Source organism: Microbacterium sp. ZW T2_14 (assembly GCF_044987405.1).
In the GTDB taxonomy this organism is placed as follows: Bacteria; Actinomycetota; Actinomycetes; order Actinomycetales; family Microbacteriaceae; genus Microbacterium.
In genome coordinates, this window is sequence record NZ_JBJDRK010000064.1 from 1 (window position 1) to 22,522 (window position 22,522).

At 69.0% G+C, this 22,522-nt stretch carries 20 protein-coding genes; 14 read left to right on the plus strand and 6 right to left on the minus strand.

Translation table 11 applies throughout. The features are described from left to right. Positions 1-246 precede the first annotated feature (246 nt). Positions 247-882 carry a 4a-hydroxytetrahydrobiopterin dehydratase gene (locus ACI3KY_RS17340; protein WP_404931391.1) on the plus strand — a complete coding sequence of 212 codons (636 nt, stop codon included), beginning with the start codon at positions 247-249 and terminating at the stop codon, positions 880-882. A gap of 33 nt (positions 883-915) precedes the next feature. Here ACI3KY_RS17340 and ACI3KY_RS17345 read toward each other — a convergent pair whose 3' ends face one another. Together ACI3KY_RS17345 and fdhA are read right to left on the minus strand one after the other, a co-directional pair. Beyond that, a complete protein-coding gene (locus ACI3KY_RS17345; protein ID WP_194413176.1) occupies positions 916-1,314 on the minus strand; it encodes a heme-binding protein in 399 nt (132 codons plus the stop codon). A gap of 55 nt (positions 1,315-1,369) precedes the next feature. Next, positions 1,370-2,590 (minus strand): formaldehyde dehydrogenase, glutathione-independent, encoded by a 1,221-nt coding sequence (fdhA, locus tag ACI3KY_RS17350; protein ID WP_404931392.1) that lies wholly within the window; start codon positions 2,588-2,590, stop codon positions 1,370-1,372. Positions 2,591-2,995: 405 nt separating this feature from the next. Between fdhA and rplJ the strand changes: the two genes are divergently transcribed. From rplJ to ACI3KY_RS17385, 7 genes are all read left to right on the plus strand, one after another. Beyond that, positions 2,996-3,484: a 50S ribosomal protein L10 gene (gene rplJ, locus ACI3KY_RS17355; RefSeq protein ID WP_194413178.1), complete on the plus strand. Its 489-nt coding sequence runs from the start codon at positions 2,996-2,998 to the stop codon at positions 3,482-3,484. A gap of 49 nt (positions 3,485-3,533) precedes the next feature. Beyond that, positions 3,534-3,914, plus strand: coding sequence for a 50S ribosomal protein L7/L12 (gene rplL, locus ACI3KY_RS17360; protein WP_194413179.1), 381 nt, complete (start codon positions 3,534-3,536; stop codon positions 3,912-3,914). Between the two features lie 293 nt (positions 3,915-4,207). Continuing rightward, positions 4,208-5,134, plus strand: a complete 927-nt coding sequence (locus tag ACI3KY_RS17365) for a carbohydrate ABC transporter permease (protein ID WP_194413180.1) — start codon at positions 4,208-4,210, stop codon at positions 5,132-5,134. Beyond that, entirely contained in the window at positions 5,121-6,044 is a 924-nt protein-coding gene (locus ACI3KY_RS17370; protein ID WP_404931393.1) for a carbohydrate ABC transporter permease, read from the plus strand. The genes ACI3KY_RS17365 and ACI3KY_RS17370 overlap by 14 nt, the downstream gene beginning before the upstream one ends. Before the next feature lie 95 nt (positions 6,045-6,139). Next, the gene (locus tag ACI3KY_RS17375; protein ID WP_404931394.1) at positions 6,140-7,480 is read left to right on the plus strand and encodes an ABC transporter substrate-binding protein; all 1,341 of its coding nucleotides are present in this window, start codon (positions 6,140-6,142) and stop codon (positions 7,478-7,480) included. A 198-nt stretch (positions 7,481-7,678) separates the two neighbouring features. Then, on the plus strand, positions 7,679-9,535 hold the full coding sequence (locus tag ACI3KY_RS17380) for a DUF6807 family protein (protein WP_404931395.1): 1,857 nt from the start codon (positions 7,679-7,681) through the stop codon (positions 9,533-9,535). Beyond that, a complete protein-coding gene (locus ACI3KY_RS17385) occupies positions 9,532-10,656 on the plus strand; it encodes a Gfo/Idh/MocA family protein (protein ID WP_404931396.1) in 1,125 nt (374 codons plus the stop codon). Before ACI3KY_RS17380 ends, ACI3KY_RS17385 begins: the two co-directional genes overlap by 4 nt. A 59-nt stretch (positions 10,657-10,715) precedes the next feature. Here ACI3KY_RS17385 and ACI3KY_RS17390 read toward each other — a convergent pair whose 3' ends face one another. Further along, positions 10,716-11,765, minus strand: a complete 1,050-nt coding sequence (locus tag ACI3KY_RS17390) for a LacI family DNA-binding transcriptional regulator (RefSeq protein ID WP_404931397.1) — start codon at positions 11,763-11,765, stop codon at positions 10,716-10,718. A gap of 243 nt (positions 11,766-12,008) precedes the next feature. Here ACI3KY_RS17390 and ACI3KY_RS17395 point away from each other — a divergent pair, with 243 nt between their 5' ends. The 3 genes from ACI3KY_RS17395 to ACI3KY_RS17405 all read left to right on the plus strand — a co-directional run bounded on the left by ACI3KY_RS17395 (position 12,009) and on the right by ACI3KY_RS17405 (position 15,767). Then, the gene (locus ACI3KY_RS17395) at positions 12,009-13,352 is read left to right on the plus strand and encodes an ABC transporter substrate-binding protein (protein WP_404931398.1); all 1,344 of its coding nucleotides are present in this window, start codon (positions 12,009-12,011) and stop codon (positions 13,350-13,352) included. Between the two features lie 94 nt (positions 13,353-13,446). Continuing rightward, the gene (locus ACI3KY_RS17400; protein ID WP_404931399.1) at positions 13,447-14,787 is read left to right on the plus strand and encodes a carbohydrate ABC transporter permease; all 1,341 of its coding nucleotides are present in this window, start codon (positions 13,447-13,449) and stop codon (positions 14,785-14,787) included. Next, positions 14,787-15,767, plus strand: coding sequence for a carbohydrate ABC transporter permease (locus ACI3KY_RS17405; protein WP_404931400.1), 981 nt, complete (start codon positions 14,787-14,789; stop codon positions 15,765-15,767). The genes ACI3KY_RS17400 and ACI3KY_RS17405 overlap by 1 nt, the downstream gene beginning before the upstream one ends. Before the next feature lie 121 nt (positions 15,768-15,888). Here ACI3KY_RS17405 and ACI3KY_RS17410 read toward each other — a convergent pair whose 3' ends face one another. Together ACI3KY_RS17410 and ACI3KY_RS17415 are read right to left on the minus strand one after the other, a co-directional pair. Beyond that, positions 15,889-16,563: a DUF305 domain-containing protein gene (locus ACI3KY_RS17410; protein WP_404931401.1), complete on the minus strand. Its 675-nt coding sequence runs from the start codon at positions 16,561-16,563 to the stop codon at positions 15,889-15,891. Between the two features lie 7 nt (positions 16,564-16,570). Then, positions 16,571-17,278, minus strand: coding sequence for a DUF3105 domain-containing protein (locus tag ACI3KY_RS17415; protein ID WP_404931402.1), 708 nt, complete (start codon positions 17,276-17,278; stop codon positions 16,571-16,573). 340 nt (positions 17,279-17,618) lie between these two features. On the opposite strand from ACI3KY_RS17415, the gene ACI3KY_RS17420 reads away from it, so the two are divergent. Further along, on the plus strand, positions 17,619-19,001 hold the full coding sequence (locus tag ACI3KY_RS17420) for a multidrug effflux MFS transporter (RefSeq protein ID WP_404931403.1): 1,383 nt from the start codon (positions 17,619-17,621) through the stop codon (positions 18,999-19,001). A 6-nt stretch (positions 19,002-19,007) separates the two neighbouring features. Here ACI3KY_RS17420 and ACI3KY_RS17425 read toward each other — a convergent pair whose 3' ends face one another. Then, on the minus strand, positions 19,008-19,508 hold the full coding sequence (locus tag ACI3KY_RS17425) for a nitroreductase family deazaflavin-dependent oxidoreductase (protein ID WP_404931404.1): 501 nt from the start codon (positions 19,506-19,508) through the stop codon (positions 19,008-19,010). A gap of 129 nt (positions 19,509-19,637) precedes the next feature. Here ACI3KY_RS17425 and ACI3KY_RS17430 point away from each other — a divergent pair, with 129 nt between their 5' ends. Together ACI3KY_RS17430 and ACI3KY_RS17435 are read left to right on the plus strand one after the other, a co-directional pair. Next, complete coding sequence (locus tag ACI3KY_RS17430) at positions 19,638-20,297, plus strand: phosphatase PAP2 family protein (RefSeq protein ID WP_404931405.1); 660 nt, start codon at positions 19,638-19,640, stop codon at positions 20,295-20,297. A 9-nt stretch (positions 20,298-20,306) separates the two neighbouring features. After that, positions 20,307-22,337, plus strand: a complete 2,031-nt coding sequence (locus ACI3KY_RS17435) for a helicase HerA-like domain-containing protein (protein WP_404931406.1) — start codon at positions 20,307-20,309, stop codon at positions 22,335-22,337. Positions 22,338-22,522 lie beyond the last annotated feature (185 nt).

Here is a 22,522-nt window from a genome sequence, read left to right on the forward strand (position 1 = left end):
CACCCAGGCCACGCGGTCGCGCGAGTCCGCGACGATGCGGGCGGCGACCTCCGGTGCGTGCGCCGCGAGCGCCGAGGGGCGTGCGGCGGCGTGCTCGGGGTTCACCCTTCGAGGCTACGCCGCCGACCCGACATCCACCGCCTGCGACGCACCCGCCGCGAAGGTCTGTCTCACGGGGGCGCGGTCGCCGGATGCGCGGGACGACAAGGGGTTGCGCTCGGGCGTGGCGGTGGCATCCTCGGGATCATGAGCACCATCACGTCAAAGGAGTTCCGCGCGTTCCCGGGTGTCGAGGACTGGCGTCCTCGCGTCACGGGCGCCTTCGCCCTGTTCCGCACCGGCAGCTTCGCGGCAGGCGCGCAGCTGTTCGCGGCGATCGCGGACCTCGCCGAAGAAGCCGACCACCACCCCGATGTCGACGTGCGCTACGCCACCGTGCGCGTGCGGCTCTTCACCCACTCGGCGGGCGGACTGACGGCGAAGGATGCCGCGCTCGCCGCGCAGATCTCGCAGGCGGCCCGCGAGCTCGACATCCGTGCGGAGACCGAGCGGATGCAGGACCTCATGCTCGCCGTGGCCACGCCGGATCCGAGCGGCGCGCTGGCGTTCTGGAAGGCGGCGACGGGCTTTCGCGAGGTGCGCGACGGCGTGCTGTTCGACTCCGACGGACGCGGGCCCCTCATCTGGTTCCAGCCGGTCGACAAGCCGCTGCGCGGCAGGTCGCACCTCGATGTCAACGCTCCGCGCGACGTGATCGAGAAGCGTCTCGAGGCCGCGCTCGCCGCCGGCGGGGTGATCGTCGACGACTCCCACGCCCCCGAGTGGTGGACCCTGGCGGACGCGGACGGCCACAAGGTCGATCTCTGCCCCTGGCGTGAGTAGCGGGCCGCCGTGTCGGCCTCCGGTGCCGTTGCGTCAGAAGGCGGCGGCGCCGGCCTCCGCAACCGTCTGGTCCTGGTCGCCCGAGCCGCCGCTGACGCCGACGGCACCCACGACGGCGCCGTCGCGGGAGAGGGGCACACCGCCGGCGAAGATGGCGACCTTGCCGCCGTTGGTGGCGTGGATGCCGTAGAACTGCTGCGTCGGCTGCGAGTTCTCTCCGAGGGTCTTGGTCTCGATGTCGAACGCGCGCGAGGTCCAGGCCTTGTTGATCGAGATGTTGACGCTGCCGATCCATGCGCCGTCCTGACGGACGTGGGCGACGAGGTTGCCTCCCGCGTCGACGACGGCGATGTTCATGGGCTGGCCGATCTCATCGGCCCGCTTCTCCGCGGCGGCGATGATGCGACGGGCGTCCTCGAGGGTGACGGACATGGTGGTGTTCCTTTCGTCGATGAGCGGATGCCCCGACAGAGGGATCGGCTCCTTGTCAGGTGGACGGGATGTAGCCGTTGGGATTCAGCACGTACTTCTTCGCCGCACCCTGGTCGAAGTCGGCGTACCCCTGCGGGGCGTCCTCCAGTCCGATGGCGGTGGCGCCGACGGCGTCGGCGATCGCAACCTTGTCGTGGAGGATGGCCATCATCAGCCGGCGGTTGTAGCGCATCACAGGGCACTGGCCGGTGGTGAACGAGAGCGACTTCGCCCAGCCGAGTCCGAGCCGCAGCGACAGCGACCCGACCTTCGCGGCCTCGTCGATGCCGCCCGGGTCTCCGGTGACGTAGAGACCGGGGATGCCGAGCGCACCGCCTGCCGCGGTGAGGTCCATCAGGGAGTTGAGGACGGTCGCGGGGGCTTCATGCGACGCATCCGCCCCGTGTCCGCGCGCTTCGAAGCCCACCGCGTCGACGCCGCTGTCTACTTCGGGCACACCGAGGATCTGCTCGATCTGATCCTTCGGGTCGCCCGCCGACACGTCGACGGTCTCGCAGCCGAACGTTCGTGCCCGTGCGAGGCGGTCCGCGTTCAGGTCGCCCACGATGACCACCGCCGCTCCGAGCAGCTGCGCCCCCACCGCGGCGGCGAGACCGACGGGCCCGGCCCCTGCGATGTAGACGGTCGATCCGGGGCCGACTCCCGCGGTGTATGCGCCGTGGAATCCGGTGGGGAAGATGTCGGAGAGCATCGTGAGGTCGAGGATCTTCTCGAGAGCCTGGTCGCGGTCGGGGAAGACCAGCAGATTCCAGTCGGCGTACGGTACGAGCACGTACTCCGCCTGGCCGCCCACCCAGCCGCCCATGTCGACGTAGCCGTACGCACTCCCCGGCCGGTCGGGGTTGACGTTGAGACAGATGCCGGTCTTGCCCTCCTTGCAGTTGCGACAGCGGCCGCACGCGATGTTGAAGGGCACGGAGACGATGTCCCCGACCTTGACGAACTCGACGTCGGGGCCCACCTCGACCACCTCGCCGGTGATCTCGTGGCCGAGGACGAGGCCGGCAGGCGCCGTCGTGCGACCGCGCACCATGTGCTGGTCGGAACCGCAGATGTTCGTGCTCACGGTCCTGAGGATCGCGCCGTGCGGCACCTTCCTGCCGACGTTCGCCGGGTTGACACCGGGACCGTCCTTCAGCTCGAAGGTCGGGTAATCCGTGTCGATGACCTCGACCTCGCCGGGGCGCTTGTAGGCGACGGCCCTGTTGCCGGACATCCTCGTCCTCTCCGTCGCGCGGCGCATTGCCGCGCGACGCGGTCGTGCTGGTTCTGATGCGAGCCTGTACCTCGGCGGCGCCGTGCGCAACGGGGCCGCACGCCGCCGACACAGCGAGCCGCGACTCGATGGCCAGGGCGGCGCCGATTTGGCGAGAACCGAGCCGTCGCGTACCCTTGTGGGAGCCAAAGACCGCCGGTCATCGTCGTGCACGCGAGTGCAGGGGATCGAAGCACTGCATCGCAGGGGCCCGCGCAGGTGTCACGAATGATTCTCCCGGATTCGGGAATCCAGCTCCGTGCGCTTGCGCCGGAGCTTTTCTGTTGCCGTGACGAGATCAGATGAGCGGATGTCGAGGCCGACGCCCCGCCATCGCGGAGCGTCTCATCCACACAAGGAGTGACCATGGCGCAGAAGGATGCATCGGTCGCCGAGCTCACGAAGAACTTCGAGAACTCGAACGCCGTACTGCTGACCGAGTACCGCGGTCTGACGGTTGCCCAGCTCAAGCAGCTGCGCAACAGCATCCGTCAGGACGCGGAATACGCCGTGGTGAAGAACACGCTGACCAAGATCGCCGCGAACAACGCGGGGATCACGTCGCTGGACGAGGACCTCAAGGGCCCCTCGGCTATCGCATTCGTGCACGGCGACTTCGTCGCCACTGCGAAGGCTCTGCGTGACTTCGCCAAGGCCAACCCGCTTCTGGTGATCAAGGGCGGCGTGTTCGAGGGCAACTCGATCGACGCCGACGAGGTCAACAAGTACGCCTCGCTCGAGAGCCGTGAGGTTCTGCTGGCGAAGGCCGCGGGCATGATGAAGGCGACGATGGGCAAGGCTGCCGCGACCATCGACGCGCTTCGCGAAAAGCTGGAGACCGCCGAGGCCGCGTAAGCGACCGGCGATTTCCTCCCCACCACCCCATCTATTTAGGAGATACATCATGGCGAAGCTCACCACTGAGGAGCTGCTCCAGCAGTTCGCCGACCTGACGCTCGTCGAGCTCAGCGATTTCGTGAAGGCGTTCGAGGAGAAGTTCGACGTCACCGCTGCTGCCCCCGTCGCCGTTGCCGGCGCCGGTGGCGGTGCCGCTGCGGAAGAGGTCGAGGAGAAGGACTCCTTCGACGTCATCCTCGAGGCTGCCGGCGACAAGAAGATCCAGGTCATCAAGACGGTCCGCGAGCTCACCTCGCTCGGCCTCGGCGAGGCCAAGGCCGTCGTCGACGGTGCTCCCAAGGCCGTCCTCGAGGGCGCGACCAAGGAGGCCGCCGAGAAGGCTCAGGCCGCTCTCCAGGAGGCTGGCGCGACGGTTACCCTCAAGTAACCCGCTCTGCGAATCACGAGGGCCCCGGATGCTGAGCATCCGGGGCCCTCGTCATGCCCGACGGTCGATGCGGAGTCGTGCAGCACCCATTCTGCGAAATCCCTTTCTCACGGTTTGATCTCGAACCGCCCCTGATTTTCTCCGGGACTTGCATTCAGGCATCGGTTCTGACAAGAATGAGAAAGCGCATTCCAGAATGCGCATTCTCACTCGATGACGAGACCGGAGGACACGGTGACGACGACGCACCGCCCCAGAACACGGCCGCCCGGTCGTGCCCGTGGAGCACGCGCATGAGCGCGATCAGCGAGCTCGGCAAGCTCAAGGCGGCGAAGTCCGGCGGCAAGAAGCAGAACAAGGCCGCGTACCTCTTCCTCGCGCCGTGGTTCGTCGGGCTCGTGCTCATCACGATCGGGCCGATGATCGCCTCGTTCGGCCTGTCGTTCACCCGCTACAACCTGTTGAGCCCCCCGAAGTGGATCGGCCTCCAGAACTTCGAGCGGATGCTGACCGACGAGCGCCTCGCCGCCTCGCTCCAGGTGACCTTCACCTACGTGTTCGTGTCACTGCCGCTGCAACTGGCGGTCGCGCTGTTCCTCGCGATCATCCTGGATCGGGGACTTCGCGGGCTGGCGTTCTACCGCTCCGCGTTCTACCTGCCCTCGCTGCTCGGCGCCAGCGTCGCCATCGCGATCCTGTGGCGTCAGATCTTCGGGGTCGACGGCCTCGTCAACCAGGTGCTCGCGGTCTTCGGCATCCAGGGGCAGGGCTGGATCTCCAATCCCGACACGGCCCTCGGCACGCTCATGATCCTCAACGTCTGGACGTTCGGTTCGCCGATGGTCATCTTCCTGGCAGGGCTGCGCCAGATCCCGACCATGTACTACGAAGCCGCCGACGTCGATGGTGCGAGCCGCCGCCAGCAGCTGTTCCGCATCACGGTGCCGCTGCTGACCCCGATCATCTTCTTCAACGCGGTGCTGCAGCTCATCGGCACGTTCCAGTCGTTCACCCAGGCGTACATCGTCTCGGGCGGCACCGGCGGACCGGTCGACTCGACGCTCTTCTACACGCTGTACCTGTACCAGCAGGGCTTCACCAACTACAACATGGGCTACGCGTCGGCCATGGCGTGGCTGCTGCTGGTCATCATCGGCATTCTGACCGTCCTGATGTTCTGGACCTCGAGATTCTGGGTTTTCTACGATGACCAAGATTGACGACGCCGCCATGACGGCCACGCTCGCGACCGAGACGATCGTCACCGGCCGCGCACCGCGCTCCCGCCGGCGCAGTCCCTTCCGCAAGCCGGTGACGAGCATCGTGAGGCACACCCTCCTCATCGGTCTCGCGCTGGCCATGCTCTATCCGGTGATCTGGATGGTCGTGAGCTCGCTGCGGCCGAACGACGAGATCTTCCGCGACCCGAGCATCATCCCCGACAGCTTCCAGATCTCGAACTACACCGACGGGTGGAACGCTCTGGCGTACCCGTTCAACGTGTACATGTGGAACTCGGCGCTGATCGTGATCGGCTGCATCATCGGCAACCTGGTGTCGTGCTCGATGGCCGCCTACGCGTTCGCCCGCCTGGACTTCACGGCCAAGAGGTTCTGGTTCGCCGTGATGCTGCTGAGCATCATGCTCCCGATCCACGTCATCATCGTGCCGCAGTACGTGCTCTTCTCCCAGCTCGGGTGGGTCAACACGTTCCTGCCGCTGATCGTGCCGAAGCTCCTCGCGACCGACGCGTTCTTCATCTTCCTGATGGTGCAGTTCATCCGCGGCATCCCGAAGGAGCTCGATGAAGCCGCGCGGATCGACGGCGCCGGCCACCCGCGGATCTTCCTGCAGATCATCCTCCCGCTCATGGTCCCGGCCTTGGCGACGACGGCGATCTTCACCTTCATCTGGACGTGGAACGACTTCTTCTCGCAGCTCATCTTCCTCACCAAGCCCGAGCTGTACACGGTCCCGTTGGCGCTGCGCTCCTTCGAAGACGCGCAGAGCACCACCAACTACGCCCAGATGTTCGCGATGAGCGTCGTCTCGCTCATCCCGATCTTCCTGATCTTCCTGTTCGGCCAGAAGTTCCTCATCAAGGGGATCGCGACGACCGGGATCAAGTGACGTCCGCGTCACGCTCACCTTCGCGGGCCGCCAGGCCCACCCTCATCACACGCACCAATACCCACTCACCGACTTCGGTCGAAAGGATGCAAGACATGCGACGCACCACAACCGCACCGCGCTGGTTGCTGCTGACCTCCGTCGGCGCAGCGACGATGCTGACGCTGACGGCGTGCGCGGGACCGACGGAGGCCCCCGCCGCGACCGGCCCGACCCTGTCAGATGAGCCCGTGACCCTCAGCTTCACCTGGTGGGGCAACGACGTTCGTCACGGGATCACCGAAGAGCTCATCGCGGCCTTCGAGGCCGAGCACGAGAACATCACCATCGAGCCGCAGTACACCGACTGGGCCGGCTACTGGGACAAGCTGGCGACGACCGTCGCCGCCGGCGATGCCCCCGACATCATCCAGATGGACGAGAAGCAGCTGTCGACGTACGCCGCCAACGGCGTGCTGCTCGACCTCGGCACCCTCGGCGACCAGCTCCCGACCGACGACTTCCCCGAGGCCGTGCTCGGCACCGGCGCGCTGGACGGCACGCAGTACGGCATCCCGGTCGGCATCAACTCCTACACCTACATGGCGAACGTCGACCTGCTCGAGAGCCTCGGCATCGAGCTGCCCGACGACGAGACGTGGTCGTGGGACGACCTCAACGAGATCGCCGAGGAGGTCACCGCGAAGAGCGGCGGCGCCGTGGTCGGCTCGCAGTCGTGGGGCTTCGAGGACGGCGGGCTCAACAACTGGCTCCGCCAGCACGGCGAGTCCCTCTACGCCGAGGACGGATCGCCCGAAGTGACGGCGTCCCCGAAGACGCTCGCCGCGTGGTGGCAGAACCTGCTCGACGTCACCGAGGCGGGCGGCACCCCCGACCCCTCCGCGACGATCGAGCGCGAGTCGGCGGGTCTCGCCGAATCGTTCACCGCGACGAACCAGTCGGCCTTCGGTCCGTGGTGGTCGAACCAGGTCGCCGCGCTGCGTGAGGCGAGCGGCCAGAACCTGGAGCCGCTGATGGTGCCGACGCCCGACGAGGGCGAAAGCGCGGCGGCGTACTACAAGCCGTCCATGTTCTGGTCGGCGTCCGCCAAGACCGAGTACCCCGCCGAGGTGGCGCTGTTCCTCGACTTCCTCTCGAACAGCGAGGAGGCGGCGGACCTGCTGCTCGCCGAGCGCGGCGTGCCGGCGAACGAGAAGATCCGCGAGTACATCACTCCCAAGCTCGACGAGATCAACCAGGAGGTCGTGGACTTCCTCGACGAGATCGCGCCGCGCGTCGGCGACGCCCCGCCGGCGACCCCGCCGGGCGGCGGCGCCATCGAGACGATCATCGACCAGCACACCCAGCGGGTGCTGTTCGGCGAGCTGTCGCCCGAGGATGCCGCAGAGAGCTTCATCGCGGAGCTGCAGCAGGCGCTGGACGACGCCGCCATCTAGCCGACGAGCGGGCCGCGCACACCCGAGGCGCGGCCCGTCGTCCCCAGACCGCACGGGGCCGGACCGAAGTGATGAGGGGTCCGGCCCCGGGCGGGCCCGCAGACAATCCCGCCGCGGCCGTCGCCGGGAGCAAGTCGCACGCGCGAATGCGCCCCACCGGGCTCGTCGACGCCCAAGATTGAGAGAGGAGGGGATCCGTTGAGCGAGGTCACAGCGCGCCCGATCACGATGGCGCAGGTCGCGCAGCACGCGGGAGTGTCGCAGGCGTCGGTGTCGCGCGTCCTCAACGGCGTCGCCACCGTCGATCCGGCGATCGTCGCCAAGGTCAACCGCGCGGTCGCCGCGCTGAACTACTCGCCGAGCGAGGCGGCGCGCAGCCTCGTGCGGGGGAGCAGCCACACCATCGCTCTGCTCGTGCCCGATCTCGAGAACCCGCTGTTCCAGGGCGTGCTCAAGGGGCTCACGGTCGCTGCGGCCCGCGACGGGTACCGCGTGCTCGTCGCCGACAGCGCGGAGGCCGTCGGTGTGGAGGCCGACATCGCCGGCGAGGCGCGGAGCAAGTGCGACGCGCTGGTGCTCGTCTCGCCACGGATGCCGGATGCCGAGCTGCGCGAGCTGATCCAGCGCACGACCCCCGTCGTGGTGGTGAACCGCCGCGTGGACGACACCGCCGCGGCGCAGCTCTCGGTGGACTACGTCACTGCGGTGAAAGAGCTCGGCGCGCATCTGCGCGGCTTCGGTCACCGGCGCATCGCCTATGTCGCCGGACCGGCGCTCAGCTATGCGAACGAGCAGCGCGCCCAGGGGCTCGGCGAGCTCGCTCGCGAATACCCCGACCTCGAGTTCCTCACCATCCCGGCGGGCTCCAGCATGGAGGCGGGCTACGACGCCGCCGACGCCGTGCTCGAGACCGGCGCGACGGCGGCCATCGCCTTCAACGACCTCGTCGCTCTCGGTCTGATGTCGCGTCTGCGCGAAGTGGGCGTCGAGGTTCCCCAACAGCTGTCCATCGTCGGGATCGATGACATCCCGCAGTCTCGTTTCGCCGCCCCTCCGCTGACGACCATGTCGGTTCCGCGGATCGAGATCGGGCGGCAGGCTTGGAATCGCATGCGTCAAGCGCTGGACGGCGAGAACGCCGACCACCCCCTGTTCTATCGGCCGGTCCTCGTGGCGCGGCAGAGCTCCGGTCCCGCATCCCATGCCAGCGGCTGGGTGGGCCCCGCCCGTCCGGTCCTGCGGCTGGGGTCAACGGTCGTGGCACAGTACGAGGAGGGGACGAACGTCGACTCGGTGCTGTCGCCTCGCCCGTACCTCGACGCCGTGATCTCGCGCACCGGCACGCCGCTCAGCGTGACGGAGCCCACCGATCACCCGCATCACCTGGGCGTGAGTCTCGCGATCGCCGACGTCAACGGCACGTCCTACTGGGGCGGGCGCACCTACGTGCGCGGCGAGGGCTCGATCATGGTGCCCAACCACGGTCGCCAGCGGCGGGACCGGCTGCGCATCGAGGGCCATTCACTCGACGAGCGGCTCAGCTGGGTGGATGAGAACGGCACCACTCAGCTGGTCGAGGTGCGCGAGCTGCGCTCCGCCGAACTCGCCGGCGGCTGGGCGCTGCGGTGGCGCAGTCATCTCAAGGCGACGCTCGACGCCATCACGTTCGGCTCGCCGGCGACCAATGGCCGTGAGGGCGCCGGCTACGGCGGCATCTTCTGGCGGTTCGCCCCGGAGATCGCCCGGGTGTTCAGCCCGGCGGGGGACACCGAACGCGAGGTGCACGGCGCCGCGACCGACTGGCTCGCCTTCACCTTCCCGGATCGCGGCACCACGGTCGTGCTCACCCAGGGCGAGGAGCGCCTGCCGTGGTTCGTCCGGTTCGCGGAGTATCTCGGCGCCGGTCCGTCGGTGGCCTGGGACGAGCCGCGGACGATCCCCGAAGGGGGCGAGCTGAACCTCGAGCTGACGGCCTATGTGCTCGATACCGAACTGGCCGATGCCGCCGCGGTCGAAGCGGCACTTCCCGCGCTGCGGGCTGAGGCAGGCCTGTGACCGCACCGCTGCGCGCGAGCGCACCCCTGCGCGTGGGCGTCGCCGGTGTCCACGGGCACGGGCGCAGCCACGTGGACGCCGTGCTGGCCCGCACGGACTTCGAACTCGTCGCCGTCGCCGACCCCCGGGGCGGCGGCGACGTGCCATCTTCCACCCGGGTGTTCGCCGACGCCGCGGCGATGATCGCCGACGTCGAACTCGATGTGGTCGTGCTGAGCACGCCCATTCCGACGCACACCGAACTCGCACGCCTCGCGCTGTCGCGCGGCGTCCACGTGCTGCTCGAGAAGCCGCCGGTGCCATCGGTCGCCGATCATCACGCGCTGCTCAGTGCCGCGGATGCCGCCTCCCGGGCGGTGCAGGTCGGCTTCCAGTCGCTCGGGAGCGCGGGTGTGCCTGCGACGGCCGACACCCTGGCATCGGGTGTCATCGGGGACCTCGTGCATGTCGGCGCGGTGGGGCAGTGGTCGCGCTCGGAGGAGTACTGGCGTCGTGCGCCTTGGGCGGGCCACCGGGCAGTGGACGGGCGACTGATCGCCGACGGCGTCGTGACCAATCCCTTGGCGCACGCGGTGGCGACGGCGTTCGCGATCGCCGGCGCGGAGGCGCCCGAAGACGTGGTGGCGATCGACGCCGATCTGCGACGGGCGAACGACATCGACACCGACGACACGTCGTCGCTGGTCGTCGGTCTTCACGACGGCACGAAGATCGCGGCCGGTCTCGCGGCCACCGCCGCACGGCGCCATGAGCCGTACGTGCTGGTGCGGGGCACCCGGGGCTTCCTCGTCTACGTGTACACCCTCGACACGCTGCACGTGCATCGCGACGGTGCGGCGCTCCCGCGGACGTACGCCTTCGAGCGCACGGCTCTCCTCGACGATCTGGCGGCACACATCCGGGACGGCAGCGACCTGCTCGCCCCGCTCCGGCGCACCGGAGCCTTCACGCGAGTGCTCGAGGCGGTCGTCACGGGGCCGCCGGCGACGCCGATCGATCCCGAGCTCGTCAGGGTCGAGGCATCCGGCGGTCAGACGTTCCGCACGGTGACGGGCGTGGAGGATGCCGTCGAACGCGTCGCCTGGGAGGGCCGCACGTTCCGCGACCTCGGCCTGCTCTGAGCCAGCGCCCGACCGGGGGGATCGCGAAAGGGGAGATCTCCGCCCACTCCGGGCGCGGCTCAGCGGGTGTCGCGCGCCCCGACGCCGACGATCGCCGACGCATCGTCGTTGAGCGCCGCGGTGGAGTTGCGCACGACCAGCGGCGAGGACTCGTAGAGCCGGCGGGTCGGGGCGGCCGGGTCGTCGAGCTGCCACATGAGCAGCTGCACGGCGGCGCGACCCTGCTGATGGGGGCGCTGCTGCAGGGTGGTGAGCGAGAACATCTCGGCGTAGGCGTGGTCGTCGATGCCGATGACGCTGAGGCGCTCCGGGACGCGGAGGCCGAGCCGCCTCGCCGCGATGATGGCGCCGACCGCCACCTCGTCGCACACCCCGACGATCGCCGTCGGGCGGGTTCGTCGGTCGCCGAGAAGTTCCACCGCCACGCGGTACCCGTCCGGCATCGTCGCCTCGGACTGGACATGACGGACGGATGCCTCCAGCCCCGCGTCCCGCATCGCACTCCGGTAGCCGTCCTGGCGGCGGCCGTCGCCGAAGCTGGTCCGGTGCCCGTCGGGATCGCCGCCGAGGAACGCGATGTCGCGGTGCCCGAGCCCGATCAGGTGGTCGGTGGCGATCCTCGCCGCCGCCTGGTCGTCGATCGAGACCGCGTTGGTCCCGACGTCGTAGCCGCCGACGGCCACGACGGGCCTGCCGAAGGCCACCAGCCGCTCGAGCTCGCGAGCGCTCGGCTCGATGCCCACGGCGATGAGCCCGTCGAACCGCTTTCGGGCGAGGATGTGCTCGAACATCTCGCGTCGCGCGGGGGAGTCCGGGGGCGCACCGTAGAGGGCGAGGTCGTACCGGCGCTCCCGCAGCGCATCCTGGATCCCTTCGAGCACCTGGGCGAAGAACCAGCGATCGAGCGAGGGCATGACGACGCCGACGGTCTGGGTGCGGCCGGTCACCAGGCTGACCGCGCTCGTCGTAGGGACGTAGCCGAGGGCGGCCGCGGCATCCCTCACCCTCGCGCGCGTCGCCGTCGAGACGTAACCGGACCCGGTGAGCGCACGGGAGGCGGTCGACTTCGAGACGCCTGCCGCGCGAGCGACGTCGGCGATGCCCGCCATCGGGTCCTCCTCGCCTCCCGCGACGCCGCCGTCGCGCGGATTGTGGAACCGGTTCCGGACCTCATTGTGCCGTGATCGCCTCGGACCCGCCACCCGGGGCTCAGACGTTTACCGAGTTGTGACCGGCAGTCATTGTGTCGCCATGCGGCATCCAATACCGTGAACATGGAATCGGTTCCCGATCCATACGTGCGGGGTGCGCAGGCCATGCGGCTCCGCGACTCGAAGAGGAGGCAGACGAACATGACTGCACTGCGATCACGTCGTCGACACGGCTACATCGCTCTCGGGCTCGCCACCGTCGCGGCACTGACCCTCGCGGGCTGCGCCGAGGGTGGAGATGAGGGCGACGGAGGCGACGGCTCGCTCGAGGGCGAAACCGTCGAGATCTCCGGCGGCATCACCGGCACCGAGGCGGACAACCTGCAGAAGTCGTTCGACGAGTTCACCGCCGACACCGGCATCGAGGTCGTCTACACCGGCGACAAGGGCTTCGAGGGCAACATCGTCACGAAGGTCGCCGGAGGCTCGGCGCCCGACATCGCGATCGTGCCCCAGCCGGGTCTGTTCCGCTCGCTCGTCGAGACCGGCGAGGTGCAAGAGGGCACCGACGAGGTCTCGGCCAACGTCGACGAATACTGGGCTCCCGCGTGGAAGGATTACGGCTCGGTCGACGGCACGTTCTACGCCGCGCCGATGCTCGCGAACCTCAAGGGCTACGTGTACTACTCGCCGGCGAGCTTCGAGGAGTGGGGCGTCGAGATTCCCACCACCTGGCAAGAGCTGCTGGAGCTCACCGCGACCATCCAGGAGAAGACGGGCCAGCCGCCGTGGTGCGCCGGGTTCTCGTCCGAGGCCGCGTCCGGATGGCCGGGCACGGACTGGATCGAAGACCTCGTGCTTCGCCAGTCGGGCGCCGACGTCTACAACAGCTGGGCTGCGGGCGACGTCGAGTTCACCGACCCCAAGATCGAGTCCGCCTTCGATGAGGTGGCGAAGATCCTGCTCGATCCGAAGTATGTCAACGCCGGGTTCGGAGACGTGAAGAGCATCAACTCGACAGCCTTCGGCGACCCCATCGCCGCGGCCGTCGCCAACGGCTCGTGCGCGCTGACGCATCAGGCGTCGTTCCTCACCGCGAACTTCCTTGCGGTGCAGACGGCGGAGGGTGCGACACCTGACGTGGCCGAGGACGGCGACGTGTACGCCTTCCTCATGCCCGGATTCGAGGGCGAGCCGTTCTCGGTGTCGGGTGGAGGCGAGTTCGTGACGGTCTTCTCGGACGACGCCGCGACGCAGGCTGTGGCGGAGTACATGTCGACGCCGGAGTGGGCCGACGCGCGCGTCGCTCTCGGCGGCGCGATCTCTGCCAACACCGGCGCCGACCCGTCGCTCGCCTCGAGCAAGTTCCTCACCGACGCCATGACGGTCGTGCAGGACCCCGAGACGGTGTTCGGTTATGACGCCTCCGACCTGATGCCGGCGACCGTCGGCTCGGGATCGTTCTGGCGCGGCATGGTCGACTGGATCGACGGCAAGCCGACACCGCAGGTCCTGAAAGACATCCAGGCAGGCTACGAGAACTGACGCACCGCACCTCGGTGCCGGGTCCGCTCGCTCTGCGGGCGGGTCCGGCACCGGGGTGACGTCATCCGTCGGCGTCGACGGGGGAAGGCAGAACATGTCTCAGACCACTTCAACGACGGCGCAGGCGGAAGCAGCGCCGCCGCCCGAGCGTGGCGGCAAGCGGCCGCCCTCGCGGACGACCACACGGCTTGTCGTCACGATCGGCTTCATCCTGATCGCGGCGCTGCTGATCTTCCTGTTCCTCAGTCCGCCGGCTCCCGACGCCCGGCCGACCTCGCTCGGATTCTCGTTCAACTCGTTCTTCCAATGGATCGGCAACCTGGGGCCGATCCTGCAGATCCCGGTCGTCCTGCTGATCTTCGCGGTCGTCGTCGGCATCCTGCTGGTGCTCATCGAGTACGCGCCGCGTCAGGGCACGGGCTACTTCTGGCTGCGGCTCATCTCGTGCTTCGCGATCCCGCTCATCGCGTTCATGATGCTGCGGCCGTACCAGAACGCGGTGATCTACGTGATCCCGATCGCTCTCATCGCGGGCGGGCTGCTGTTCTACGCCGACTACCGCGCACGCGAAGGTGCGGGGTACCTGTATCAGCTGACGCTGTTCCTGGCCCCGGCGGCGATCCTGATCCTGATGGGCCTCATCTACCCGTCGATCGCGACGATCATCCAGTCGTTCTTCGACAAGACCGGCGAGAACTTCGTCGGCATGGAGAACTACGTGTGGGCGTTCACCAACCCGCAGGGGTTCTGGTCGATCATCAACACGCTGATCTGGGCTGTCTTCGCACCGATCTTCGCCACGGTCGTCGGGCTGGCGTACGCCGCCTTCATGGAGCGGGCGCGCGGCGACCGCATCCTCAAGATCCTGGTGTTCATCCCCTTCGCGATCGCGCCGGTCAGCATCAGCCTCATCTGGAAGTTCGTCTACGACTACCGGCAGGGCGAGCAGATCGGCATCCTGAACGCGCTCGTGGTGGCGTTCGGCGGAGAACCGGTCAGGTGGCTCGACGTCTGGCCGCTCGTCAACACGTTCTGCCTGCTCTTCGCGTTCGTGTGGGCCCAGACCGGCTTCGCGATGGTGGTCCTGTCCGCCGCGATCAAGGCGGTGCCGGCCGAGCAGATGGAGGCCGCGCAGCTCGACGGAACCAACGCGTGGCAGCGGTTCACCAACGTCACCGTGCCGGGCATCCGCACGGCGATCGTCATCGTGCTCACCACGGTCACCATCGCCGCCCTCAAGCTGTACGACATCGTGGCGGTGATGACCGGAGGCCGGTCCAACTCGACGGTGCTGGGCTTCGAGATGGTGAACCAGCAGCAGCGGTTCCAGAGCTACGGGCACGCGGCGGCGCTGGCGGTGCTGATCTTCATCTTCGTCACCCCGCTGATCATCTACAACGTCAGGCAGCTGCGCAGGCAGAGGGAGGTGCGGTGATGACCGCCGTCGACGAGAAGAAGCCGAGCCCGCAGTTCGACAGAGCCAGCGCACGCAAGGTCGCGCGCGAGACGCGTCGCAGCGAGGCGCAGGCCCAGAAGCGGATGACATCGCCCATAGCCACCGTGGTCGCCATCGCGATCGCGTTCCTGTGGACCATCCCGACGCTCGGGCTGCTGATCACCTCGTTCCGTCCCGGCGCCGATTCGGCGTCGTCCGGGTGGTGGACCGTCTTCACCAACCCTGATTTCGTCCTCGGCAACTACCAGGCGGCCCTCACCTCGGGGGGCACGGCGCTCACCCTGGGCGAGTCGTTCCTCAACTCGCTCGCGATCACGATTCCCGTGACGGTCTTCGTGCTCGCGATCGCAGCGCTCGCCGCGTACGCCTTCGCCTGGATGGACTTCAAGGGCCGGGGCGTGATCTTCGTCGCGGTCTTCGCGCTGCAGATCGTACCGATCCAGATGGCACTGGTGCCGCTGCTGAGCCTGTTCTCACGCGGGCTCGAGTTCGGGGATGTCGCGGTGTTCCCGGGACTGGAGATGCGAGAGGTCGATCACAGCTTCGCGACGATGTGGATCGCGCACGTGATGTTCGCCATGCCGCTCGCGATCTTCCTGCTGTACAACTTCATCGCCGAGATCCCGTCCGACGTGATCGAGGCGGCGCGCGTGGACGGTGCGGGGCACGGGCAGATCTTCTTCCGGATCATCCTGCCGCTCGCGACGCCGGCACTCGCGTCGTTCGCGATCCTCGAGTTCGTCTGGGTGTGGAACGACCTGCTGGTGGCGACGATCTTCGCGCCCTCGTCCTCGCTGCCGATGACGCAGACGCTGAACTCGCTCTCCGGGTCGTGGGGCGATCAGTGGTTCCTGGTGTCGGCGGGCGCATTCCTCGTGCTCATCGTGCCGGTGATCGTGTTCCTCTCGCTGCAGCGGTTCTTCGTGCGCGGCCTGCTGGCCGGCGCGACGAAGGGCTGACCCGGCACGCAGAGCCGAAGGATGCCGCGACCTGGCGATCGACGCCGGGTCGCGGCATCCGTCTGCGGGCGTGTTCTCCGACCGCGCCGCACTCAGCGGGTGCTCGACCGGTGGGCGAACGTCAGCCCGAGCAGCCGAGGCGGTTCTGGATCGACCGCATCGCGTCGATCTCGGAGGTCTGGCCGTTCTCGATGGCCTGCGCGACCTCAAGAGCGCGGGGGTCGCTGCCGAGGTCGAGGAGCGCCTGGGCCATCGGGATCGCCCCCTCGTGGTGGCGGATCATGAGGGCCAGGAACAGGCAGTCCGCCTCCTGGCCCGTGGCCGCCTCCAGCGCGGCCATCTCCTCCGCGGATGCCATGCCCATGGCCTCGCGGGCCTCGTCCTCGGTCATCGGCTCGCCCGACGCGCCCCCGTGATCGTGGTCGCCGGTGGTGGCATTCATCCACTGCATCATCGGAGCACCCGACTGCGGGAGTCCCCACTGCACGAGCCAGTCGAACATCTCGCCGCGCTGACCGGCCTGCCCGGTGGCGATGTCGTACGACAGCATGCGCAGTTCGTCGTCGTCGGTCTTGCGGTAGATCTGCATCGCCATCTCGATCGCCTGCGCATGGTGCACCTGCATGTCGCGGGAGAACCCGGCCTCAGGTGAACCCGTGCCGGGCGTGGCCGCGACGGCCTGCGAGCCGAACGTCGAGAACCGGCCGACCGCGAAGCCCAGTGCGGCGATCAGGACGAGAGCGACGCCGATGACCAGCCACCGCCGGGTGCCCGACGTCGGCGCCTCGTCCGACACGTGAGCGCTACTTCTTGCCGGGCGCGTCGAGCCCGCCGGTGCAGAGCGCGTTGGGCTCCGGCGCGTTGGTCGAGTGCCAGTACGCGGTGATGAACTCCTCGATGCGCTCGTCATCGGCGGAATCGACCTTCAGCTGCGCGTTCCAGGCGCTCACCGCGATCGGGGTGTCCATGTCCTCGTACGGCGAGAGCACCGAGTACGTCGAGGGGAGCAGGGCTTCGAGCTTCGCGACGTCGTCGTCGGACACCTGGGTGGGGTCGTAGGTGACCCACACCGCACCGTGCTCGAGATCGTGGACGGCGTTCTCGTTCGGCACCGGCTCGGTGTACACGCCGCAGTTCAGCCAGATCGCGTTGTGATCGCCGCCGGCCGGCGGCGACTGCGCGTAGTCGACGCTGCCGTCGACGTGGTTCGCCGTGTTCTCGAACGTCTCGACTCCCTCGATGTCGCTGCCGTCGCCGGCGCCGCGGTCGTAGGTCGGAGCCGGTGCGGGAGCGAAGACGATGGAGGCGACGATCGCGGCGATGACGAGGACCGCGGCGACGGAGCCGACGATCCACCACACGAGCTTGCTGCGTCGACGCTTGGCGAGCTGCCTCTGGTACTCGGCCAGCTTCTCCTGGCGCTTCTGCTCGCGCTGCTGCTTGACGGTGAGGTCGATCTTCGCCTGCGTGGCCGGGTTGCCGCTCGCGCGCTTGTCGGTGGTCGGGGTCATGCTCGTGATCTCTGCCAATCCATAACAGGGGTCTGGGCGCCCGCGACGTGCCGCAGAAGCGGGTGACGGGTTGTCCTCATCCTATGCGAGCGCATGTGTCCTAGCCCTGAGAGGGCGCCGACAGCGGCAACCGTCTGCTGACGGATGCGGTCGAGGGGAGGCATCCGTTATCATGGACTCGAATCGATTCGACCTTCACGGTCGTCCCCCTGCGTCCTGGTGCCGATCGGCAGCGCCGGACCACATCGTCTCGGTCCTGGCTCCGCTCCCGCGTGACGCGGAGTCGATGCCGCCGTCACACGCCGACCGTCGAAACCCCGCCACGAAACGAAATCCACTGTTGCTCGACACCGCATCGCTCCCCGTACAGCAGCCCCAGCCCCACGCAGACCAGCAGGCTGCCGGCCCGCAGCCCCCGACTCCGCCTCACCCGCACCCGACGACCACGGGCGCCATCCGAACGCTCGGGAGCAACCCGGCCACCGCGCCGATCGTGCTGCACCCGGGCGACTCGATCCCGCATCGCCGTCGCGTCCTCTACATCGTGCTGCTCGGCGCGCTCACGGCGCTCGGCCCCTTCACGATCGACCTCTACCTGCCGGCGTTCCCGGTGCTCGAGGCCGACTTCGACACCACGGCCGCGATGATCCAGCTCACCCTCACGGGGACGATGATCGGGTTCGCGCTGGGCCAGCTCATCGTCGGCCCCCTGAGCGACAAGGTCGGTCGGCGGGTGCCGCTGCTGTCGGTGACCGCCCTCCACGTCGTGGCCAGCGTGGCCGCCGCTCTCGCCCCCACCCTCGAGCTGCTGTCGGTCGCGCGGGTGTTCCAAGGCGCAGGGGCGGCCGCGGGCGGCGTCGTGGCCGCAGCGATCGTGCGGGACCTGTTCGGCGGTCGCCGACTCGTGGTGATGCTGTCGCGGCTGGCGCTCGTCTCGGGTGTCGCCCCGGTGCTCGCGCCCCTCGTCGGCTCGGCGCTGCTGGCCGTCATGCCCTGGCGCGGCGTATTCGTGGTGCTCGCGGTGTACGGCGCCATCATGCTCGTGTCGGCGCTCGTGTTCCTCCCCGAGACACTGCCGCCCGCGCGCCGCCGCGAGCGAGGCTCCACGACGGTGTGGCAGCGCTACCGGAGCGTCTTCAGCGACCGGGTCTTCATCGGCGTGCTGATCATCGGCGGCATGACGTTCTCGGGGCTGTTCTCGTACCTGTCCAGCTCGTCGTTCCTCTTCCAGCTCGACTACGGCCTGAGCGCCCAGGAGTACGGCCTGATGTTCGCCGTCAACTCGCTCGGCGTCGTGCTCGGCGTGCAGGCCGCGTCGCGCCTGGCGGCCCGGTTCGGCCCGCAGTGGGTCATGGCCTGGTCGACGGCGGTCCTCGTGGTGGCGGCATCCGCCATCATCGTCACCGACCAGCTCGGGCTCGGACTGTGGGGCACCATCGTGCCGCTCTTCGTCTTCATGACGGGCTGCGGCTTCACGTTCCCGTGCGTGCAGGTGCTGGCGCTCGACCGCCACGGCAAGGCGGCGGGCACGGCGCAGTCGATCGTCGGCGCCACGAACTTCGGCGTCGCGGGCATCATCTCGCCGCTGGTGGGATGGATCGCGAAGGATGCCGGCATCACCGCCACCACGATGGCCTCGGTCATGGTCGGGTGCGCGGTGGTGGGCCTGCTGTCGCTGTGGCTCATCGTGCGGCCGCGGACCGTGGAGCGCCTCGCGCCCTGACCGCGGTCAGTCCGCGTGTGCGACGGGCTGCAGGCGGAACAGGCGCACGGTGCGCCCGGACTCGCGCTCGTAGTTGCGATAGCCGGGCCACTGCGCCTCGATGCGCGCCCAGACGGCGTCGCGTTCGGCAGCAGGCACGGGACTCGCGTGCACCGGCATGCGGCGTCCGCGGACCGTGATCTCGGCCTCCGGGTGGGCCAGCAGGTTGTTGGTCCATGCCGGATGGCGGGCACCGGCGAAGTTCGTGCCCGCGACGATCGCACGTCCGTGACCGTCGGGGGTGTACATCAGCGCGGCGTCGCGGGGTTCGCCCGTTCTGGCGCCGACCGTGTGAAGCACGAGCGACGGCACGAGCAGCGCGCTCACCTGCACGCGCCCGTGCGAGATCCAGCCGACGAAGCGCTCGACCGGCGGCAGCAGCAGCGGACCCAGGACACGCCGGAACACCCGGGTACGCGTGAGCGGCGCGACGAGGGTGCGGACGATGTCGACGGCCCGTGATCGCATGGCGCCCATCCTGCCCGACGCCACCGACGCTGTCACGGAACGGCAACCCGTCCCGACGGAGATTGTCAAGGGCGCGCGGAAAAAGCCCGGATGAGGTGGATGTCGCGAGGTGACAGGCACAATGGGGCGATGACCACGACAGAGCGGCGGGTCGCCGTCCCCGTCATCGCCTACCTGATCGCCGGGTCGTCGCTGGTGGTGCTGTCGTGTCTGCTCGGGTGGTGGATCTTCTCGCGCGGTGAGGAGCCGTTCGTCGTCGACACCGCGTGGAACGCCCTCATGGGCGAGTGGTGGCGTCCGGTCATCACCGGGTTCGCGCACCTCATGGACTTCCTCGGAGGCGGCTGGTTCGGCGTCCTGCTGGTGCCGATCGCCGCAGCGATCGGGCTCATCGTGCTGCGGCGGCCGTGGGCCGCCGCGTACTTCCTGGCCGCTGAGGCGGTGTCGGCAGCGGGAGTGCAGGTGCTCAAGCACCTCTTCGGGCGGGTGCGGCCGGAAGACATCCTCGTGCTGTCGGACTACGGCTCATACCCATCCGGGCATGTGGCGAACGCCGCCACCATCGCGGTGGCCGCGACCGTGATCTTCCCCCGGCTGTGGGTGGCCATCGTGGGCGCCGCATGGGTGCTGCTCATGGCCTTCAGTCGCACCTACCTGCACGCGCACTGGCTGAGCGACACGCTCGGTGGCGCGATGATCGGCGCCGGTGCGGCGCTGGTGGTGGCGGCGGCGTTCGCCCTGCCGATGGCGCGGGAGGGGACGGCTATCGCGGCGAGGGCCGCTGGCTAGGCTGGGCGCATGACCGCGCCCGATTCCACCGTGCCTGATTCCCGCGCGACCGATCCGGCCGTCCTGGCCGCGGAAGCCGAGCTTGCCCGGCTGCGCGCGGAGGCGGATGCGGCCGAGGCGCAGCTCAAGGCCGCGCAGGCCAGGGCCGCACTCGCTGCCGCGGAGGCCGCCGCCGCGAAGGCCAAGGCGAACGACGCCGCGACTGCCGCTGCAGCCACTCCGGCCGGACCCGCGGTCGGTGCTCCGGCCACGTCGGACGGCGCAGGATCAGACGCCGCCGCGACGGCCGGGCAGAGCTCGGGTTCGACGACCTCAGAGCTCGCGCGAGCGCCCGGCTCGGCCTCGCAGACGCAGGAGCCCTCCTCCTCACGGACCGTCCCACCGACGCAGACCGGTCCGCTCACGCAGCAGGACGTCGACAAGATCGCGTCCGGTTACACGTTCGAGGAGACCACTCTCGATCTCGGCGCACTCCTCAACGGCGACCCGGTGACGTCGGCGCAGATCCGCATCCCGCTCGGCATGATGAATCGCCACGGCCTCGTCGCGGGGGCGACCGGGACGGGCAAGACCCGCACACTGCAGGGACTCGCCGAGCAGCTCGCGGCGAAGGGTGTGCCGGTGTTCGCCGCCGACATCAAGGGCGACCTGTCGGGCGTCGCGACGCCGGGGGAGCCGAGCGAGAAGCTGCTCGCGCGGACTCGGGCGATCGGGCAGGACTGGAAGCCCGAGGCATCCGCCACCGAGTACTTCGCGCTGGGCGGCATCGGCAAGGGCGTTCCGGTGCGGGCGACGGTGTCGGGCTTCGGGCCGCTGCTGCTGAGCAAGGTGCTCGGGCTGAACGACACGCAGGAGTCGAGCCTCGGCCTCGTCTTCCACTATGCGGACGCCAACGGCCTCGCGCTCGTCGATCTGGCGGACCTCCGTGCCGTCCTCAGCCATCTCACCAGCGACGAGGGCAAGGCCGAGCTCAAAGAGCTCGGCGGGCTCTCGGCGGCGACGGCGGGCGTGATCCTGCGCGAGCTGATCACGTTCGCGGATGCCGGAGCCGACGTCTTCTTCGGCGAGCCCGAGTTCGACGTGGCCGACTTCATCCGCACGGCACCGGACGGGCGCGGCATCATCAGCCTGCTCGAGGTGCCGGGGGTGATCGACAAGCCGGCGCTGTTCTCGACGTTCCTGATGTACCTGCTCGCCGAGCTGTTCGAGATCCTCCCCGAGGTCGGCGACGCCGACAAGCCGAAGCTCGTCTTCTTCTTCGACGAGGCCCACCTGCTGTTCAAGGACGCCTCGAAGGACTTCCTGTCGGCGATCGTGCAGACCGTGCGGCTCATCCGCTCGAAGGGGGTCGGCGTGTTCTTCGTGACGCAGACGCCGAAGGACGTGCCCTCCGACGTGCTCGCGCAGCTGGGCTCGCGCGTGCAGCACGCGCTGCGCGCGTTCACCCCTGACGATGCGAAGGCGCTGCGCGCAACCGTCGGCACGTACCCGAAGTCCGGTTACGACCTGGAGCGCGTGCTGCAGGAGCTGGGCACCGGTGAGGCCATCGTCACGGTGATGAGCGAGAAGGGCGCCCCGACTCCGGTCGCGTGGACGCGGCTGCGCGCGCCGCAGGGACTCATGTCGCCGACGCCCGACCCCGCGATCGAGGCCGCGGTGAAGGCATCCCCCCTGCTGGCGAAGTACGGGACGGCCATTGACCGCGAGTCCGCGCGCGAGGTGCTCGCGGCCAAGATGAAGGCCGCCGACGATGCCGCCGCCGCCGAGGACGCGGCCCTCGCGAAGGCGAAGGCCGACGCCGAGTACGCGAAGCAGAAGGCCGCGATCGACAAGCAGCAGACCGCCGCCGACAAGGCGAGCGCCGCGGCCGAGAAGAAGGCGCAGCAGGAGTACGAGCGGCTGCTCAAGAAGACGGCGGGCACGACGCGCACCTCCCGATCCACCCAGAAGTCGCCGCTCGACCAGATCCTGAACTCCAAGTCGACGCAGACTATCCTCGGGGGAGTGATCCGCGGGATCTTCGGCACCGGCAGGCGCTGACGCATCCCGACCCGCCGCCCCACGCCCCCGAGCCTGCAGTGCCCGAAGCGCTGTGACGCGCCGGCACGCGGCACGGCGTGAGCGGGATCGCTCCCGATCCGGAAGGCCCCCGTGCGCCGCAGAGCTGTCGCCATCGTCGCGTTGACGCTCGCCGTGGCGACCGCTGCGGCGAGCGTCAACGCGAC